This window comes from Ruegeria sp. HKCCA0370, assembly GCF_013033705.1.
Taxonomy (GTDB): Bacteria; Pseudomonadota; Alphaproteobacteria; order Rhodobacterales; family Rhodobacteraceae; genus Ruegeria.
This window is the reverse complement of record NZ_WQEP01000001.1, coordinates 1,199,171-1,215,972: the sequence shown is the minus strand read 5'-3', so window position 1 is coordinate 1,215,972 and position 16,802 is coordinate 1,199,171. Positions and strand designations below refer to the sequence as shown.

Here is a 16,802-nt window from a genome sequence, read left to right as displayed (position 1 = left end):
TGGATTCAATGCTTCGGTTAAACACACAGGACCACTCTGATGCAATGAGGCTTTCATGTTGCCTGAACTGAATGATTTGAACGCGTTCCGCGCTGCGCTTGCAGCGGCTCCGGGGCCGGATGCCACCGCGGCACAGGGCGCGGCAGAGCGAAACGGACAACTGACGAAACCCCCGGGTGCGCTGGGGCGACTTGAAGACTTGGCAATCTGGTACGCTGGATGGCGAGGAGATGCCCGGCCACAGATCACGGCGCCACAGGTCATCGTCTTTGCCGGAAACCACGGAGTCACCGCACAGGGGGTCTCGGCTTTTCCGTCGGAAGTGACCGTGCAAATGGTGATGAACTTCGAACATGGCGGTGCGGCGATCAACCAACTGGCCCGGGCGGCGGGTGCGGCGATGGATGTACACGCACTGGATCTGGACAACCCGACCGCAGATTTCACCCAGGCACCGGCCATGACGGAAGCCGAACTGCTGGATGCGCTGCGCACCGGCTGGCAGGCCGTGGACCCGCAGGCAGATCTTTTGGTCGTGGGCGAGATGGGCATTGGCAACACGACCCCGGCAGCCGCCATTGCCTGCGCGCTGTTCGGCGGTGACGCGGCCGATTGGACAGGTCGCGGGACAGGCGTCGATGATGCAGGGCTGACCAACAAGACCCGCGTTGTGGCCGAAGGTGTAGCGTTGCACAAGTCAGAGGACGGCCTTGAAATCCTGCGCTGCCTCGGAGGTCGTGAGATCGCGGCGATGGCAGGGGCGATTGCCGCCGCGCGGATATTGCGCATTCCTGTGATCCTTGACGGTTTTATCTGTACCGCCGCCGCTGCCTGCCTGTGGAGGCTGTCGGACACCGCGCTGGATCACGCCGTGGCCGGCCACCAAAGCGCCGAGGCCGCACACGGTGCCGTATTGGCGAAGCTGGGCAAGGAACCGCTGCTGAGTCTTGGTCTTCGGCTGGGCGAAGGGTCGGGCGGGGCACTGGCGATCAATATTCTCAAAAGCGCCGTGGCCTGCCATTCCGGTATGGCAACCTTTGCCGAGGCAGGAGTGTCTGACGGTTGATTCATTGCCTGACCCGGGCACAGGCTTGGGTCAGGCGGACTTCTTGGCGTGTTTTTCGGCCAGCTCCAGCAGCGCGGTTTCCAAATCTTTTTCCAGCTGCTGTGCACGCTCGATGTATTTCTTGTTTTCGGCAGTTGGCAGACCCGGGACCCATAGTTCGGCGAGATCGCGAACAGACATCCGGTCATGGTGATAAAAGGTCTGTTCCGCCTGTGCGGCCTCGTACTCACTTAGCCCGACATTCTCCAGAACATAGCGGCCTGCGCGCAATGAGCTGTCGAAAAGTTCCCGCACGATGTCGTTGGCGCCAGCCTGATAGAGCTCGTACACATGCGTCCGGTCGCGGGCGCGGGCGATGATGTGAAGGTCAGGGCGCTGCCGTCTGGCATACCCGACAAGCCGCGTGACTTGCTTGTGGTCATCCATGGCGGCGACAAGGACCGACGCTTTTTCCAACCCCGCAGCGCGCAGCAATTCAGGGCGTGTAGGATCGCCCAGAAACCCTTTGACGCCGAAACGGCGCATCAACTGAATGGTTTCGATATCATGGTCCAGTACAACCGTCTTGAACCCGCTGGCCCGCACCAGCCGGTTTACAATCTGCCCGAACCGACCAATCCCGGCGATGATGACGGGGCCTTTTTCGTCAATTTCGTCCGGCACAGGTTCTTTGGAAGTGTCGCCGATCTTTCGCGACAGAAGATCGTAGATGATAAACAGAAGCGGTGTGATCAGCATCGTCAAAGCGATGATCATCAGCAGTTTTTGGGACAGGTCGGGGGGGATGACATTCTGTTGCGTGGAAAATGCCAGCAGAACAAAACCAAACTCACCCGCTTGCGCCAAGCCCAAGGTAAACAGCCAGTGATCGCGCCCACGCAACTTGAAGGCCTTGCCCACAAGATACAGGATGATCCCTTTTGCAAGGATCAAAAGAAGCGCCAGACCGATCAGGTCAAGGGGATCATCAAAGAAATAGGCAACATCGATCCCGGCACCGACCGTGATGAAGAAAAGCCCAAGCAAAAGCCCTTTGAATGGCTCAAGGTCGCTTTCCATTTCATGTCTGAACTCGGAACTAGCCAGAACAACGCCCGCCAGGAAGGCGCCCAGGGCAGGGGAAAGCCCGACGAGGGTCATCAGGAAGGAAATCCCGACCACGATCATAAGCGCCAGGGCGGTATACATCTCGCGCAGGCGGGTCGCGTGGATGAAGCGAAACAGCGGGCGGGTCAGGTAGACACCGGCCAGAATGACAAACACCACTGCCCCGATCGTAACCAGCGTGACGGCCCAACCCGGCAGACCTTCGACCAGAGAAAGGCTGTGATGGTCCGCGCCGTGAAGTTCTCCGGCCCCGCGGTCAATCGAACCATCCGATTCGATATGAGGCATGGCCGGCAAGGCCAGAAGTGGAAGCAAGGCCAAGATCGGAATGACCGCTATGTCCTGCGTCAGCAGCACCGAAAACGTAGCTCGACCGCCATTTGTTCGCATCAGGCCCTTTTCCGAAAGAGTCTGAAGAACGATTGCCGTGGATGACAGCGACAAGGTCAGCCCTACGGCCAGGGCGACCGACCAAGGGTGGTTGGCGTACATTGCCACGGCAGCGATCGCAGCCGTCGACAACGCAACCTGCAACCCGCCCAACCCCAGCAACTTGTCGCGCATATCCCACAGGGCGCGTGGCTCCAGTTCCAGACCGATCAGGAACAGCATCATCACCACACCGAATTCGGCAACGTGTTGAAGGTTTTCCGTTTCCGCGCCGACAAGCCCAAGAACAGGTCCAATGATGATCCCGGCGGCCAGGTATCCAAGCACCGACCCCAGCCCCAGCCGTGCAGACAGGGGAACGGCGATGACCGCCGCTGCCAGATAGATCGAAGCCTGATATAGGAATACGTCCATAGGTGTCCTCTCGGGCCCGTTCAGGTGGGCAGGGGGGCGTCGCGTTTCAGTTGGTCCATTACGATCTGGCTATGGACCCTTGCAACGGCAGGATGCGGCAGGATGACCGAATGTAGCAAGCTGTTGAGCGCGGAAAGATCGTCACAATAGATGTGCAGCAGGTAATCTGCCTCTCCGGTCATCGTCCATGCGCTGGTAATTTCGGGGCGGGTGTCGACCATGCGGGCGAAGCTTGCAGATTGTTCAGGGCCATGAGTCCCCAGATGGACCTGAACAAAGCCTTGCACTTGCAGACCCAGTTTCAACGGGTCCAGCCGGGCGGCATACCCGGTGATGTACCCTTCGGCCTCAAGCCGCTGGCGGCGACGTCCTGCCTGACTGGGCGACAGGTTCAGCATTTCGCCCAGTTGGTGCGCGGTCAGGTGTGCGTCCTTTTGCAGGGCGGAAAGCAATCGCTTGTCGGTCGCGTCCAGCATGTGCGGAAAAATCCTGCCTTTGTTAACTTTTATGCGCGTTTTGCGCGCCTATCGGCAGTTTACACGAAAACAATGCGCAGAAACAGCGTCATAAAAGTCATATTTTTGAATCAGCAAAGAAATTCCTGTTTTCGAAGGAGACGCGCCATGGGTCCTTTCCCACACAACGCCCCGAAATCTGTTATCAACGAAGAAAACCCTGCCGGTACCGATGGGTTTGAATTCGTCGAGTTTGCCCATCCTGAACCGCAGGAGCTGCGTGATCTGTTCGCGAAGATGGGGTTTGATCTGGTGGCCCGCCACAAAGAAAAACCCGCCGTCGAGCTCTGGCAGCAAGGGGATGTCACCTATATCCTGAACGCGGATCCCGACAGCTTTGCCGCGAGGTTCGTGGAAGAGCACGGCCCTTGCGCGCCATCCATGGGGTGGCGCGTTGTTGACGCGCAAAAGGCCTATGACCATGCGGTGTCGAAAGGTGCAGAACCTTACGACGGCGCTGACAAAACCATGAATGTGCCTGCGATCAAGGGCATCGGCGGATCATTGATCTATTTCATCGATCAATATTACGACACATCGCCCTACAATCAGGAATTCGAGTGGATCAAGGAATCCAAACCACGGGGTGTGGGCTTCTTCTATCTCGATCACCTGACGCACAACGTCTACAAGGGCAACATGGACAAGTGGTTCAAGTTCTACGGCGACCTGTTCAACTTCCGTGAAATTCGTTTCTTTGACATTCAGGGCAAGTTCACCGGGTTGTACAGCCGGGCGCTGACGTCTCCTTGTGGTCGTATCCGCATCCCGATCAACGAAGACCGCGGTGAGACGGGGCAAATCGTGTCTTACCTGAAGAAATACAAAGGTGAAGGCATCCAGCATATTGCTGTCGGCAGTGACGATATTTACGCCTCGACCGATGCAATTGCGGAAAACGGTCTGAAATTCATGCCGGGCCCGAACAAGGCATATTACGAGATGTCCAAGACCCGTGTGGCCGGCCACGAGGAGCCGTTGGACCGGATGATGAAACACGGCATCCTGATCGATGGTGAAGGCGTTGTTGACGGTGGTGAGACCCGGATTCTGCTACAGATTTTCTCGAAAACCGTCATCGGACCGATCTTCTTCGAGTTCATTCAGCGCAAGGGCGACGACGGTTTCGGCGAGGGAAATTTCCAGGCGCTATTCGAATCCATCGAACGCGAACAGATCGAAAGCGGCGAGATTTCCGCAGCCTGATTGCAACGCACTGACACGCCGGGGGCAGTTCATCTGCCTTCGGCGCTTTCATGTGACGGTTGGTGCGTCAGAAGATCGATTGCCGGTTTTCAGCTGCGCGGCATCGCCAGGGTCACGTTGCGGCCCTTTTTCTGATATCGAAGCTCACTGTCGCTGATCGCGATCACTTTCCCGCCATCAAGGCGGTCTCCGACTTTCAGCTTTTTGTAACGCCCGCTGGGAAGCCGCACCAACGCGCGTCTGTTGGCTGGCGTTCCGTAGACCCCGATCAGGTTCAATCTGCGTAGGTTGATTGCGTTGTCGATCGTGGCTTGTCGTGCGACCGAGGCAGTCGAAGGGATTTTGGGTGCGACGGTTTTTGGTTGGAACGATCCTGCTTCATCGGATTTCTGATCCAATGCTGCTGTGGACCCAAGATTCGAACTGTTTGAAGCAGCTGATTTGGCAGGGGCCAATCCGGCAGGGCGGGATTTGGGGCGCGGGACTCTTACGACAGCCAAGGCCGTTGGTGCATCATCGACCTGTGGCTTGGTCTGAAGGCTTTCCGGGCGCGTTTTCGGTCGCTTGGATGCCAATTCCTCCAATGACCGGCCACCCAGTTGACCGCGCTCGAAATTCTCGACCAGATCAGCAGGGCGTGGCTTGGGCCGAATGCCTGCCAATCTGTCGTCGACCTCGTCGACCACCGGTTCTTCTTCGAAACGAACCGGAGTTTCAGGCGGAACCTTGGATGGGCGCCCCAGATAAACAACGATCCCTTCCGGATTCACTGTGCCTTCCGGTGTTGGCACGACCAAGCCGTTCTCATCCAGATCAAACCGAGTGCCCGCAATGTTGGGGGATAGGTCGGGTTCAAAAGGAGCGTCGGTGTCAAAACTGGGGTCGGGGGGCAAGGCTACTGCATCCTCGAACAGATCGGCGTTGTCGAGCGATGCCAGATACAATTCCTGCGGTTCAACAGTTTCTGGTGTTTCCGGTGCCGCTGGCGCTGTCGTGCTTATGCCCGTAACGGCCTCAACATCTCTTTGCGTCTCGGGGTCCTGAGCGACGGATTCCACCGCGGTAGGGGCTACTTTGAGGGCCTCCAGAATGGCTGCATCTGTGGCAGTCAGATCCGACTGCGTGCCGGTCTCGGTTTCTGAGGCCTCGTTCGCAGGCTCTTCGGCGTCATCGGTCGCAAGGTCCGGAACGACTTGTTGCGGGGTTTCCAGCGCAGCAGTGTCCAACTCTGGTTCAGGCAGGGGCTCTGCGGCCGGTTCAGAAGTCGAAACCGCAACCTGCGCCGGGCTCTGTTCCGCCTGATCCTGTTCAGTGTCGGACCCCGATGCCAGCCATACGCCAACAAGCCCACCAACGAGAAGCACAGCGGCAGAGACCGGAATGGCAGACCGGTTTACCCTTGAAGATGCATCAAGGCTGTTTGCTGTTTCCCGGGGTGCACGGAAAGCCTCGGGCGCGACGGTGCCGGCAATCGGATGGGTTGGCAGGCCGGAATCATCAGCCTGTTCAACTGCACCCGTTTCCACCGGAGATGGCTGGTTTTCCGGGCGTGACAGATCGGAAGCGACCGAGGTTTCGCGAAACAACGCCTCGCGCGGGAACGCGCCCTCTTTGTCTTCGGCAGTGAACGCCACCACCACAAAACCATGTTCCGAGGCAAAGGTCCGTGCTTCGGCCAGAGTTTCAACCGCCACGGCAGCAACATAGGTCGTGTCACCTTCGGTGTGACTGTCATAACTTAGTTCCGACAGGGCGTAAGGCGTGGCCTCAGTCAGAGCACTTTCGATACGTTCCGTCCGGCCTTCCGGCGGCAGCCCATCGGTCGAAAGCTTTAGAAACCGAACCTGATCTTCTGGCAGCACGAGCTTGCAGCTCAGATCATTTTCCAGCGCAAATGCCTTTTCCCGCAATGCCTTTATCTGTGCAGACAAGTCCGGAACATCCAGCGGAATTGTACCGATAACAAACCAGTCGTCATCGGAACGGTGGTGCAGTGTTATTCCGGTCGCAGAAAAAGACAGCGCAAAGGCGGGTTTCATATTCCGGAGGAACCATAATTATCAATGTCAATGCAAACGACTTTGCGTTTGCAGACCGACATTAAAGCAGGAACCCGCCGAGGGAAAGAAAAAGGCGGTATCCCCTCTTGTATCGCAAGGACCCGTCAACCCATCTAAAAGCAGAGTAATTTGGAGTGATAACCTTGAAGACATTCGCTTTTCTGGCCGCGATGATGGCGGCTACGGCTGCCGGGGCCGCTCATGCGGAAGAACGTCGCATCAACGTTGATGCAACCGGAACAGTGCAGATTGCGCCTGATATGGCGACGATAACCCTGGGCGTGACCAACGAAAACGCCGAAGCCTCGGCTGCGATGCAGGCGACGTCGGATGCCGTATCCAAAGTCCTGGCGCGTCTGACCGAGATGGGTATCGAAGATCGTGACGTCCAGACACGGGATCTGTCATTGTCCCCCGTCTGGTCGGGTCGTCATGGACAGAATGGGGAGACACCGGAAATCACCGGCTTTACTGCGTCCAATCGCGTGTTTGTGCGTGTGCGCGACCTGACCCAACTGGGGAAGATCATGGACGCGGTCATTCAGGACGGCGCCAATGATTTCGGGGGCTTGAGCTTTGGCGTGCAGGACCCCAAACCGATCGAGGCGCAGGCGCGTGCCAAGGCCGTTGGCGAAGCCACGGTCAAAGCACAGCAATTGGCGCAGGCAGCGGGCGTGACGCTTGGTCCGGTTCAGTCGATCTCGGAACAAACAGCTGGCATTCGTCCGATGGCAGAAATGCGCGCGCTGAGCATGGCGGATGCGGGTGGTGTTCCCGTCGCGGGAGGCGAGGTCTCGGTTTCCGTCAGTGTCTCGATGGAATTCGAGATTTCAGACTAAGATCTCGCTTTCGCACGGGCCATCAGCGGTTTGCGCTGCTGGCCCTTGTTGTCAAAATTGTCGGGCGCCAGCCAGGCTTCGAATGCATCGCGAATGCGCGGCCATTCAGTGTCGATGATCGCGTACCATGCCGTGTCCCTGTTGCGGCCTTTGTAGTGGTTCGCCTGCCGAAACACTCCTTCGAAAGTAAATCCCAGCCGTTCAGCGGCATTGCGTGACGGTGCATTCAGTGCGTCGCATTTCCACTCGTACCGGCGATAGCCAAGCTCGTCGAAAACCCGCTTCATCATGAGGTACATGACCTCGGTCGATTGCGGCTTGCGTTGCAGCAGCGGCGAAAAGTGGATGTGGCCGACTTCGATGGCACCCGCTGCGGGTTCGATCCGAAGATAAGAGGCCATGCCCACCGGCACTTCGTCCGCATCCAATACGGTATGAAACATCGGGTCCGCATCCATGCAGTTGGTGCGGGCCCAGTCTTCAAATTCCGGTTCGCTGTCAAACGGGCCATAGGGCAGGTATGTCCAGTTTCGGCCATCCCTGTCATTTGCAAACGCCCGAAAAAGCCCGGGCGCATGGCGATTCACATCCAGTGGCACGACAGAACAGTACCGGCCTTCCATCGGTGTATAAGGCGGTGTCGGGCGCGGAAAGTCACCCGACACCGGCAAACCGATGGGCTGGCCCAGTGCGTTTGTGGCGTGCCCGGCCATTGTCAGGCGCTGGCCTTGGCGAGGGCCTGATCTAGGTCCGCGATCAGGTCGTTCACGTCTTCGATGCCGATAGACACCCGCACGACACCCGGACCTGCACCGGCAGCCTCTTGCTGTTCCGGCGTTAGTTGACGGTGGGTGGTCGAGGCCGAATGGATGATCAACGAGCGGGCATCGCCCAGATTGGCCACATGGCTGAAAATCTCAAGAGCGTTGACCAGTTTGATACAGGCGTCATAACCGCCCTTCACCGCAAAGGTGAACAGTGCACCGGCGCCACGCGGATACTGTGATTTGACCCGGTCCTTGTAAGGTGATGACGGCAATCCCGCATAGGTGACGTATTCCACGCGGTCATCCGCTTCCAGCCACGCTGCGATTTTCTGGGCGTTTTCGACGTGACGCTCCATCCGCAGCGACAGTGTTTCGATCCCCATCAGCGTGTAATGGGCTGCCTGCGGGTTCATGGTCATGCCCAGATCACGCAGACCGATGGCAATGCCGTGGAAGGTGAAGGCCAGCGGGCCAAAGGTCTCGTGGAACTTCAGGCCGTGATAGGCAGGCTCGGGTTCGCTCAGTGACGGGAATTTGTCATTCGCGGACCAGTCGAACTTGCCAGAATCCACGATGCACCCGCCTGTGACGGTGCCGTTGCCGGTCAGGTACTTGGTGGTAGAATGCACAACCAGCGTTGCGCCGTGCTCGATCGGACGGCACAGGTAGGGCGTGGCCGAGGTGTTGTCGACAATAAGCGGGATGCCCGCCGCATCAGCAACATCCGCCAACGCACGGATATCAGACACATAACCGCCCGGATTGGCGATGGATTCGCAGAACACGGCGCGGGTGTTTTCGTCGATGGCATCCTTCACGGCGTCCAGATCATCGGTATCTACGAATTTGGCGGACCAGCCAAAGCGTTTGATCGTCTGGCTGAACTGCGTGACCGTGCCGCCATACAAACGGGTCGAGGCGACAACGTTGCAGCCGGGGCCCATCAGCGGAAACAGCGCCATGATCTGTGCCGCATGCCCGGACGAGCAGCACACCGCCCCGACGCCGCCTTCAAGCGTCGCCACGCGTTCCTGTAGAACGGCGACGGTTGGGTTGGTCAGGCGGGAATAGATAAAGCCCACCTCTTGCAGGTTGAACAGGGCCGCTGCGTGGTCCGCATCCCGGAACACATAGGCCGTGGTCTGATAAATCGGTGTCTGGCGTGCTCCGGTCGCCGGGTCGGGGCGGGCACCCGCATGAATTTGCAATGTGTCGAAACCGTAGGTCGGGCCGTCAGACATCGTGAAAATCTCCTGTTGGTATCTGTCTTGCGGAATCTGTAGGCCATTGCCCGCCTGCGCACAACGATCCTGTCAGCGCAGCCAGAGGCCTTTGCTTTTGATCGCGTTGCGCAGCGCCTGTTCCCGCCGCGGCAGATTGTCCTGATCAAAGAGCGCACGGATTTTTTCGCCTTTGCCCTGAAGAACCAGCTTTTTCAGCGGATCATACTGTTTGAGCACTTTTTTGACCTTGTTGGGGGCCACGACGGTTTCCAGCACATCGATCACGTGATCGCTTTCGCGTGCATAAAGCAAAGGGAACAGGCGATAGTGGCAGCTGACGGACCCATCCAGAAGCCCGTCCGGCAAAGCATCCCGCCCGCCGCCGAAAGAATGAATGACCAGCGGCAGGGCTGCCTGATCCAGCCATGGGTCAAGGTTCTGGCCCGTCAGTTCGGGAATGTTTTCATCCAGGATCGTTCTTGCGTAGTCCAGGTAACGTTCACCGAACATCCTGGGGCATTTGTAAAAGAAGTAACCTGCGTTGAAGTAAAGGTATCGCCGCCAGTAACCATCGGGTTGGTCCGGATCCACGGAGCTTTCGAAATCCAGCCCGAAGCGTGCATAAAGCGACCGCCAGATACCGTCAAAGCCGGGGCCGTACAGCGTCGGCTTTGGCCACGTGCCCTCGACCTTCAGTGAGGCTCCGGGGCGGTCGAAATCGAACGGAACGCTTGTGATGTCGCCAGTGATCAGCGTGTCCGTATCGAAGAACACAAAGGGTTCACCTTCCGGCAGAGCCAACAAAGCCTCGATCTTGTTGCCATAAGGGTAGCTTTCGCCAAAAACATGCGAGTCGAAGGGCAGGATTTCGGCATCCAACTGTTTCAGGGCTTTCAAAACGTCTTCGTCCTGGATGCTGGGGTTGTGGGTCCAGCGCGGGCCCGGGTTGGGTGTGGCGACAAACAGCCTGCCTTTGAACCCGGGCGAACAATGGCGAAGCGAGGCCGCGAACAACAGGGCCTCATATTGCAGGCGGTTGTTTTGCCCGACAACCGCGATGTTGAATTTCCGAGAACTTGCCTGCATCTATGCCCATTCCTGAAAGCTGCCGGACCCGGCACCCTTTGATCCGGGTTACAGCAAGCGGGGTGGGGCGTCAAAAGCCGAAAGTTTGATTTCTTGTTATCTATGGCATTCCTCTCATCGCGCCGAGGAAGGGCTGAGCAAGGTCATTTTGCGGTTTTTCCGAGGTTGACCCGGTTCATGTCGAAAGGTGAAATCGGTGGCGTGCGATGCTGACCGAACCTTGTTTGCCAATACCCGCACAGCCCTTTCCTGGGTAAATCCTGCCTTCGGACCCAATGATTCAACGCTTTTCGTGCTTAATCGCTAAGCGAAGTGCCCAAAAACATGGTTGTTTTTGCAAGGCTTTTTATTTTTTGACCATTTGGCAAATTTTACCAATTGATAAAAAAATTATTTGTGGCAAGCTGAAAGCATAACAAACATATCTACAGGGAGTAGAGTGATGGCACAGGGCCAGATGGCACCCGGTATCGTAGCCGGGCGGCTTTCAAGCGATGAGCTGACCTCGAATTTCACCGATCTGCATCCGCCACTTGCGCAGCATGAGGCCGCAGTAGCCGCAGATCGCTGTTATTTCTGCTATGACGCGCCATGCGTGACGGCCTGTCCAACGGATATCGATATCCCGTTGTTCATTCGCCAGATTCAAGCCGGTCAACCGCAATCAGCAGGGCGCACGATTCTGGAACAGAATATTCTGGGCGGAATGTGCGCTCGGGTCTGTCCAACCGAAACGCTGTGCGAAGAGGCCTGCGTTCGCGAAGCCGCCGAAGGCAAGCCGGTTGAGATCGGGCGCCTGCAACGTTTCGCCACCGATGAAATCATGGCCTCGGGTGTGCATCCGTTTGAACGTGCGCCTTCGACCGGCAAGACAGTTGCCGTTGTGGGGGCCGGGCCTGCGGGTCTGGCCTGTGCCCATCGGCTGGCGATGCTGGGCCATGACGTGGTGATCCATGAAAGCAAGCCCAAACCCGGCGGCCTGAATGAATATGGTATTGCAGCCTACAAATCGACCAACGATTTTGCTCAGGCCGAGGTGGACTGGCTGCTGAAAATCGGAGGGATTGCAATCGAGACCGGTTCGGTTTTGGGCGAAAGCATCTCGTTGGATGGGCTGGTCGAAAACTACGACGCGGTGTTTCTGTCCATTGGTCTTGCCGGTGTCAACGCCTTGCGTGCAGGCGGTGTCGACAAGGACGGTGTGCGGGCCGCGGTCGATTTCATATCGGACGTGCGGCAGGCCAGCGACCTTGCCGATCTGCCCGTTGGACGGAATGTGGTCGTCATCGGCGGGGGCATGACAGCTGTGGATGCCGCCGTGAAATCCAAGCTTCTGGGCGCCGAAAACGTCACGATTGCCTATCGCCGCGGCCGGGATGCCATGGGGGCCAGCCGGTACGAGCGGGACCTGGCAGCGTCGCATGGCGTTCGGATCATGACCAATGTTCAGCCGGTGGCCATCCACGGCAATGGTACCGCGACCGAGATCGAGCTGGAATATACATCCAGCCAGAACGGTCAGCTCATCGGCACCGGAGAAACGATCCGCTTGCCGGCCGATCAGGTTCTCAAGGCTATTGGGCAGACCTTGGAGGGCGCACCCGAAGGCCTGACGCTGGATGGCAACAAGATCGCCGTCAGCGGTGCTGGCCGAACCTCCTTGGCTGGTGTCTGGGCTGGTGGTGACTGCGCTGCGGGCGGTGAAGATCTGACCGTAACGGCCGTTGCCGAAGGTCGGGACGCGGCGATGGACATCCACGCAACGCTCGTTTCGTGATAGGGTGGGGTATTCACCCCATTCCTTTCGCTGCTGAGGTATTCCCATGTCCCAGATCGAACAAGCCGTTGCTCAACACTATACCACCGGTGCACTGACCGAACGCGTCCGCGCGGCGCTGAAGGCCAGCGGCATCGACCCGGATGCGGCCACGGTCGCTGATCTGAAGGCGGGGGATGAATTCCATACAGGCGGCGTTCTTGCGACCGACAACCTGTTTGCGCAACTTTCCCCGACCCATGCGACACGCGTCCTGGATATCGGATGCGGCATCGGAGGCACATCCCGGTACATAGTGGACAAATATGACTCAACGGTTACAGGGGTCGATCTGACGCCCGAGTTCGTGGAAACCGCAACTGCGCTCAGCGATTTGGTCGGGCATTCCGAAAAGACCAGCTTTCACGTTGGCAGTGCTCTGGACATGCCTGTGCCGGATGCCGGGTTCGACCTTGCCGTCATGATGCATGTGGGCATGAATATCGAAGACAAAGCGGGGCTGTTCGCTGAAGTGTCACGCGTACTGGCCACCGGTGGCACCTTTGCCCTGTTCGACGTCATGGGCGGAGAGGTGGATGAGCCGCTGGATTTTCCGCTTCCCTGGTCCACTTTGCCGGAAACCTCCTTTGTTCACGCGCCAGAGGTATACAAAGACGCCGCGGCTGCGGCCGGTCTTGAGCTGGTTGCCGAAACAGAACGCACCGCGTTTGCGATCCAGTTCTTCGAAGATGTGTTTGCCAAGATAGCCGAGACCGGACCAGCGCCGCTGGGGATCCACCTGATGATGGGCGAAACGGCGCCCGAAAAGTTCCAAAACTACGTCAAAAACCTCAAGGCCGGGCGTATTCGCCCGACCGAAATGATATTCAAAAAATCCGGCTGAGCCGGGAAGGGAGAAGCCATGGCCGATCTGACGACAAACTTTCTGGGCATTTCCAGCCCTAATCCCTACTGGCTGGCCTCTGCGCCGCCGACCGACAAGGAATACAACGTTCGCCGCGCCTTCGAGGCCGGATGGGGCGGTGTGGTTTGGAAAACGTTAGGGTCCGAGGGCCCTCCGGTCGTGAACGTGAACGGTCCGCGCTATGGAGCGATTTACGGCGCGGATCGGCGGTTGCTTGGCCTGAACAACATCGAGTTGATCACGGACCGGCCATTGGAAGTGAACCTTGAAGAAATGGCGCGGGTCAAAGCGGATTACCCGGATCGCGCGCTGATCGCTTCGATCATGGTGCCGTGCGAGGAAGAAGCATGGAAGGCCATTCTGCCACGCGTGGCAGAAACCGGTGCGGACGGGATCGAACTGAACTTCGGCTGCCCTCATGGGATGAGTGAACGTGGTATGGGCTCGGCCGTGGGGCAGGTTCCGGAATATATCGAGATGGTCACGCGCTGGTGCAAACAGTATTACGACCGTCCGGTCATCGTAAAGCTTACGCCGAACATCACTGACATCCGCAAACCGGCTGCGGCAGCCAGAAACGGTGGTGCGGATGCGGTGTCGCTGATCAACACCATCAATTCGATCACCAGCGTCAATCTGGACACGTTCAGCCCTGAACCGTCCATTGACGGCAAAGGCAGCCACGGTGGGTATTGTGGCCCCGCCGTCAAGCCCATTGCATTGTCGATGGTGTCCGAGATCGCGCGGGCCGACGCGACGCGGGGCCTGCCGATTTCCGGCATCGGCGGCGTCACCACATGGCGTGACGCGGCCGAGTTCATCTCGTTGGGTTGCGGCAACGTTCAGGTGTGCACCGCTGCGATGACCTATGGCTTCAAGATCATCGACGAACTGACGGCAGGGCTGTCGGAATGGATGGATGAGAAGGGTTATTCCAGCATAGATGAAGTGATCGGACGTGCGGTGCCCAATGTCACCGACTGGCAGTATCTGAACCTCAACTACGTCGCCAAGGCGAAGATCGATCAGGATCAGTGCATCAAGTGTGGCCGGTGTTATGCGGCCTGCGAAGACACCAGCCACCAGGCGATTTCCATGTCCGAGGACCGCGTCTTTGAGGTGATGGATGACGAATGCGTCGCCTGCAACCTATGCGTCGATGTTTGTCCGATCGAAGGCTGCATCGATATGGTGCCGATGGCAGCGGGCGAGGTTGATCCCAGGACCGGAAAAGAAGTTCAGCCAACCTATGCGAACTGGACGACGCATCCGAACAACCCGATGGCCAAGGCGGCCGAATGACGGGATTGCGACAGATCGTCAAGGGGCCGTTTTTTCGGCCCCTTTTTTCAGGGGCTCAGAAGTTTGCGGTACAACGTGTCAACAAAAGTTTCTGCACCCTCGAACGCATCTTCGTTGCCCAGAATTGCACGAACCTGAACATCGAAATCTGCATAGTGCTGCGTCAAGGCCCAGATCGAGAACACCAGGTGGTAGGGGTGCACCCGCGCGATTTTTCCTTGATCCATCCAGCCGGTAAGGATCGTGACCTTTTCGTCGACCAGTGTCTTGAGATCATTGGACAATGCATCGTGAATACGCGGCGCGCCCTGTACAAGCTCGTTGGCAAAAAGGCGGCTTTCCCGTGGTAGCTCCTGACTCATCTGCAACTTGCGCCGAATGTATGCCAGGATTTCCTCCATCGGATCGCCATTGGCGTCCAGATCATGCAGCGGAGCCAGCCAGGTATCCAGCAGGCCGGACAGCAATTCAGTATGGATCGCTTCTTTTGATGGGAAATAGTACAGCAGGTTCGGCTTGCTCAAACCTGCTTCTGCCGCGATCTGGTCTACGGTTGCGCCGCGAAACCCGTGGGCTGAAAACACGTTCAGAGCAGCCTCTAGAATCGCGGCGCGGTTCTTTTTCTGAATACGGGTTGGTGCGCGGTCTTTTGGCATGTTTTCAGCGTGTCTCTTTTTTCGTCGAACAGGTGCGGGACGTACTGAAAATTTCAGCTGAACCGCGCAAATTCTTGACTGATACCGAACCCGTGATAGCGTGAGTTTGACCATATGGTCAAATCAAGACATCAAAAGCGAGCCAACTCGCCAGCAAACAGGGAAGATGAACATGGCAGCTCCGGCGCAGAATCTCAGGATCAATGGCGACAGGTTGTGGGACAGCCTGATGGAGATGGCCAAGATCGGCCCGGGTGTCGCTGGTGGCAACAATCGCCAGACCTTGACGGATGAGGACGCGGAAGGCCGCGCCTTGTTCCAGAAATGGTGCGAGGAAGCAGGGTGCACCATGGGGCTTGACCAGATGGGCAACATGTTTGCCCGCCGCGAAGGCACTGACCCGGACGCGCTGCCGGTTTACGTGGGATCGCATCTGGATACGCAGCCGACAGGCGGTAAGTTTGACGGCGTGCTGGGTGTCCTGGGAGGGCTGGAACTGATCCGGACGCTGAACGACCTGGGGATCAAGACGAAACATCCGATCGTCGCCACCAACTGGACGAATGAAGAAGGCACGCGTTACGCGCCGGCGATGCTGTCTTCGGGCGTATTTGCCGGGATGCACACGCAAGACTGGGCATACAACCGCGAAGATGCTGAGGGCAAAAAGTTCGGGGATGAACTGAACCGGATCGGCTGGCGTGGTGATGAAGAGGTGGGCGCCCGCAAGATGCACGCGTTCTTTGAACTGCATATCGAACAGGGCCCGATCCTTGAAGCCGAAGGCAAGGATATCGGCGTCGTCACCCATGGTCAGGGGCTGAGTTGGACGCAGATCACGGTAACAGGCAAGGACGCGCATACCGGATCGACACCGATGCCGATGCGCAAGAATGCCGGGCTGGCCATGGCGCGGATCCTGGAGAAAGTCGACGAGATCGCATGGTCTCATGCTCCGCATGCGGTGGGCGCGGCGGGGCATATCGATGTCTACCCGAACTCACGCAATGTGATCCCGGGCAAGGTGGTGTTTACGGTCGATTTCCGCTCGCCCGAGCTGGAGGTGATCACCGACATGGAAAACCGCCTGCGGGTGGCTGCCGAGGACATCGTTGACGAAATGGGTCTTCAGATCGAATTCGAGAAAGTCGGCGGGTTCGATCCGGTGAAATTTGACGATGCTTGCGTATCGGCCGTGCGAAACGCAGCTGAACGGCTGGGCTATTCGCATACCGATATCATCTCGGGCGCGGGGCATGATGCCTGCTGGATCAACCGGGTTGCGCCGACCGCGATGATCATGTGCCCTTGTGTTGACGGGCTGAGCCACAATGAAGCCGAAGAAATCAGCAAGGAATGGGCCGCAGCCGGGGCGGATGTTCTGCTGCACGCCGTGGTCGAGACTGCCGAAATCGTGGAATAGGGGGCGCTGCCCCCGTCGCCCCGAGGGCGACTCCCCCGGGATATTTTTGGCCAGATGAAGCAAGCGG

General features: G+C 58.1%; 14 protein-coding genes. 7 read left to right on the top strand and 7 right to left on the bottom strand.

What is annotated here, in order from left to right; genetic code table 11:
* The first annotated feature begins 55 nt into the window (after positions 1-55).
* Positions 56-1,066, top strand: a complete 1,011-nt coding sequence (cobT, locus tag GOW31_RS06090; RefSeq protein ID WP_152457684.1) for a nicotinate-nucleotide--dimethylbenzimidazole phosphoribosyltransferase — start codon at positions 56-58, stop codon at positions 1,064-1,066.
* 30 nt (positions 1,067-1,096) lie between these two features.
* On the opposite strand, the gene GOW31_RS06085 is transcribed toward cobT, so the two are convergent.
* Together GOW31_RS06085 and GOW31_RS06080 are read right to left on the bottom strand one after the other, a co-directional pair.
* Positions 1,097-2,977: a monovalent cation:proton antiporter-2 (CPA2) family protein gene (locus GOW31_RS06085; protein ID WP_152457685.1), complete on the bottom strand. Its 1,881-nt coding sequence runs from the start codon at positions 2,975-2,977 to the stop codon at positions 1,097-1,099.
* Positions 2,978-2,997: 20 nt separating this feature from the next.
* Positions 2,998-3,453: an Lrp/AsnC family transcriptional regulator gene (locus GOW31_RS06080; RefSeq protein WP_152457686.1), complete on the bottom strand. Its 456-nt coding sequence runs from the start codon at positions 3,451-3,453 to the stop codon at positions 2,998-3,000.
* A 147-nt stretch (positions 3,454-3,600) separates the two neighbouring features.
* Between GOW31_RS06080 and hppD the strand changes: the two genes are divergently transcribed.
* Entirely contained in the window at positions 3,601-4,698 is a 1,098-nt protein-coding gene (hppD, locus tag GOW31_RS06075) for a 4-hydroxyphenylpyruvate dioxygenase (protein ID WP_171168573.1), read from the top strand.
* Positions 4,699-4,787: 89 nt separating this feature from the next.
* Here the strand turns inward: hppD and GOW31_RS06070 are convergent, their stop codons facing one another.
* Positions 4,788-6,737: a hypothetical protein gene (locus GOW31_RS06070; protein WP_171168572.1), complete on the bottom strand. Its 1,950-nt coding sequence runs from the start codon at positions 6,735-6,737 to the stop codon at positions 4,788-4,790.
* Positions 6,738-6,892: 155 nt separating this feature from the next.
* Here GOW31_RS06070 and GOW31_RS06065 point away from each other — a divergent pair, with 155 nt between their 5' ends.
* The gene (locus tag GOW31_RS06065) at positions 6,893-7,597 is read left to right on the top strand and encodes an SIMPL domain-containing protein (RefSeq protein WP_371809369.1); all 705 of its coding nucleotides are present in this window, start codon (positions 6,893-6,895) and stop codon (positions 7,595-7,597) included.
* Here GOW31_RS06065 and GOW31_RS06060 read toward each other — a convergent pair.
* From GOW31_RS06060 to GOW31_RS06050, 3 genes are all read right to left on the bottom strand, one after another.
* Positions 7,594-8,310 (bottom strand): GNAT family N-acetyltransferase, encoded by a 717-nt coding sequence (locus GOW31_RS06060; RefSeq protein WP_171168568.1) that lies wholly within the window; start codon positions 8,308-8,310, stop codon positions 7,594-7,596. The two genes, GOW31_RS06065 and GOW31_RS06060, sit on opposite strands and share 4 nt — an antisense overlap.
* Before the next feature lie 2 nt (positions 8,311-8,312).
* Positions 8,313-9,605 carry an O-acetylhomoserine aminocarboxypropyltransferase/cysteine synthase family protein gene (locus GOW31_RS06055; RefSeq protein WP_152457691.1) on the bottom strand — a complete coding sequence of 431 codons (1,293 nt, stop codon included), beginning with the start codon at positions 9,603-9,605 and terminating at the stop codon, positions 8,313-8,315.
* A 72-nt stretch (positions 9,606-9,677) separates the two neighbouring features.
* Positions 9,678-10,673 carry a hypothetical protein gene (locus tag GOW31_RS06050; protein ID WP_171168566.1) on the bottom strand — a complete coding sequence of 332 codons (996 nt, stop codon included), beginning with the start codon at positions 10,671-10,673 and terminating at the stop codon, positions 9,678-9,680.
* A gap of 442 nt (positions 10,674-11,115) precedes the next feature.
* Here GOW31_RS06050 and GOW31_RS06045 point away from each other — a divergent pair, with 442 nt between their 5' ends.
* The 3 genes from GOW31_RS06045 to preA are packed head-to-tail and all read left to right on the top strand — an operon-like array spanning position 11,116 to position 14,656.
* Positions 11,116-12,450 (top strand): NAD(P)-dependent oxidoreductase, encoded by a 1,335-nt coding sequence (locus tag GOW31_RS06045; protein WP_171168565.1) that lies wholly within the window; start codon positions 11,116-11,118, stop codon positions 12,448-12,450.
* Positions 12,451-12,496: 46 nt separating this feature from the next.
* Complete coding sequence (locus tag GOW31_RS06040; RefSeq protein WP_171168562.1) at positions 12,497-13,333, top strand: methyltransferase domain-containing protein; 837 nt, start codon at positions 12,497-12,499, stop codon at positions 13,331-13,333.
* 18 nt (positions 13,334-13,351) lie between these two features.
* Positions 13,352-14,656, top strand: a complete 1,305-nt coding sequence (gene preA, locus GOW31_RS06035; RefSeq protein WP_171168560.1) for an NAD-dependent dihydropyrimidine dehydrogenase subunit PreA — start codon at positions 13,352-13,354, stop codon at positions 14,654-14,656.
* Positions 14,657-14,703: 47 nt separating this feature from the next.
* Here preA and GOW31_RS06030 read toward each other — a convergent pair whose 3' ends face one another.
* Positions 14,704-15,312: a TetR family transcriptional regulator C-terminal domain-containing protein gene (locus tag GOW31_RS06030; protein ID WP_171168558.1), complete on the bottom strand. Its 609-nt coding sequence runs from the start codon at positions 15,310-15,312 to the stop codon at positions 14,704-14,706.
* A 172-nt stretch (positions 15,313-15,484) separates the two neighbouring features.
* Between GOW31_RS06030 and GOW31_RS06025 the strand changes: the two genes are divergently transcribed.
* A complete protein-coding gene (locus GOW31_RS06025) occupies positions 15,485-16,735 on the top strand; it encodes a Zn-dependent hydrolase (protein ID WP_152457697.1) in 1,251 nt (416 codons plus the stop codon).
* Positions 16,736-16,802: the final 67 nt, after the last annotated feature.

What these genes read in the sequence shown, in the direction of transcription:
- cobT (WP_152457684.1), top strand. Translation starts at nt 56, where the DNA reads ATGTTGCCTGAACTGAATGATTTGAACGCGTTCCGCGCTGCGCTTGCA.
- GOW31_RS06085 (WP_152457685.1), bottom strand. Translation starts at nt 2,977, where the DNA reads ATGGACGTATTCCTATATCAGGCTTCGATCTATCTGGCAGCGGCGGTC.
- GOW31_RS06080 (WP_152457686.1), bottom strand. Translation starts at nt 3,453, where the DNA reads ATGCTGGACGCGACCGACAAGCGATTGCTTTCCGCCCTGCAAAAGGAC.
- hppD (WP_171168573.1), top strand. Translation starts at nt 3,601, where the DNA reads ATGGGTCCTTTCCCACACAACGCCCCGAAATCTGTTATCAACGAAGAA.
- GOW31_RS06070 (WP_171168572.1), bottom strand. Translation starts at nt 6,737, where the DNA reads ATGAAACCCGCCTTTGCGCTGTCTTTTTCTGCGACCGGAATAACACTG.
- GOW31_RS06060 (WP_171168568.1), bottom strand. Translation starts at nt 8,310, where the DNA reads ATGGCCGGGCACGCCACAAACGCACTGGGCCAGCCCATCGGTTTGCCG.
- GOW31_RS06055 (WP_152457691.1), bottom strand. Translation starts at nt 9,605, where the DNA reads ATGTCTGACGGCCCGACCTACGGTTTCGACACATTGCAAATTCATGCG.
- GOW31_RS06050 (WP_171168566.1), bottom strand. Translation starts at nt 10,673, where the DNA reads ATGCAGGCAAGTTCTCGGAAATTCAACATCGCGGTTGTCGGGCAAAAC.
- GOW31_RS06045 (WP_171168565.1), top strand. Translation starts at nt 11,116, where the DNA reads ATGGCACAGGGCCAGATGGCACCCGGTATCGTAGCCGGGCGGCTTTCA.
- GOW31_RS06040 (WP_171168562.1), top strand. Translation starts at nt 12,497, where the DNA reads ATGTCCCAGATCGAACAAGCCGTTGCTCAACACTATACCACCGGTGCA.
- preA (WP_171168560.1), top strand. Translation starts at nt 13,352, where the DNA reads ATGGCCGATCTGACGACAAACTTTCTGGGCATTTCCAGCCCTAATCCC.
- GOW31_RS06030 (WP_171168558.1), bottom strand. Translation starts at nt 15,312, where the DNA reads ATGCCAAAAGACCGCGCACCAACCCGTATTCAGAAAAAGAACCGCGCC.
- GOW31_RS06025 (WP_152457697.1), top strand. Translation starts at nt 15,485, where the DNA reads ATGGCAGCTCCGGCGCAGAATCTCAGGATCAATGGCGACAGGTTGTGG.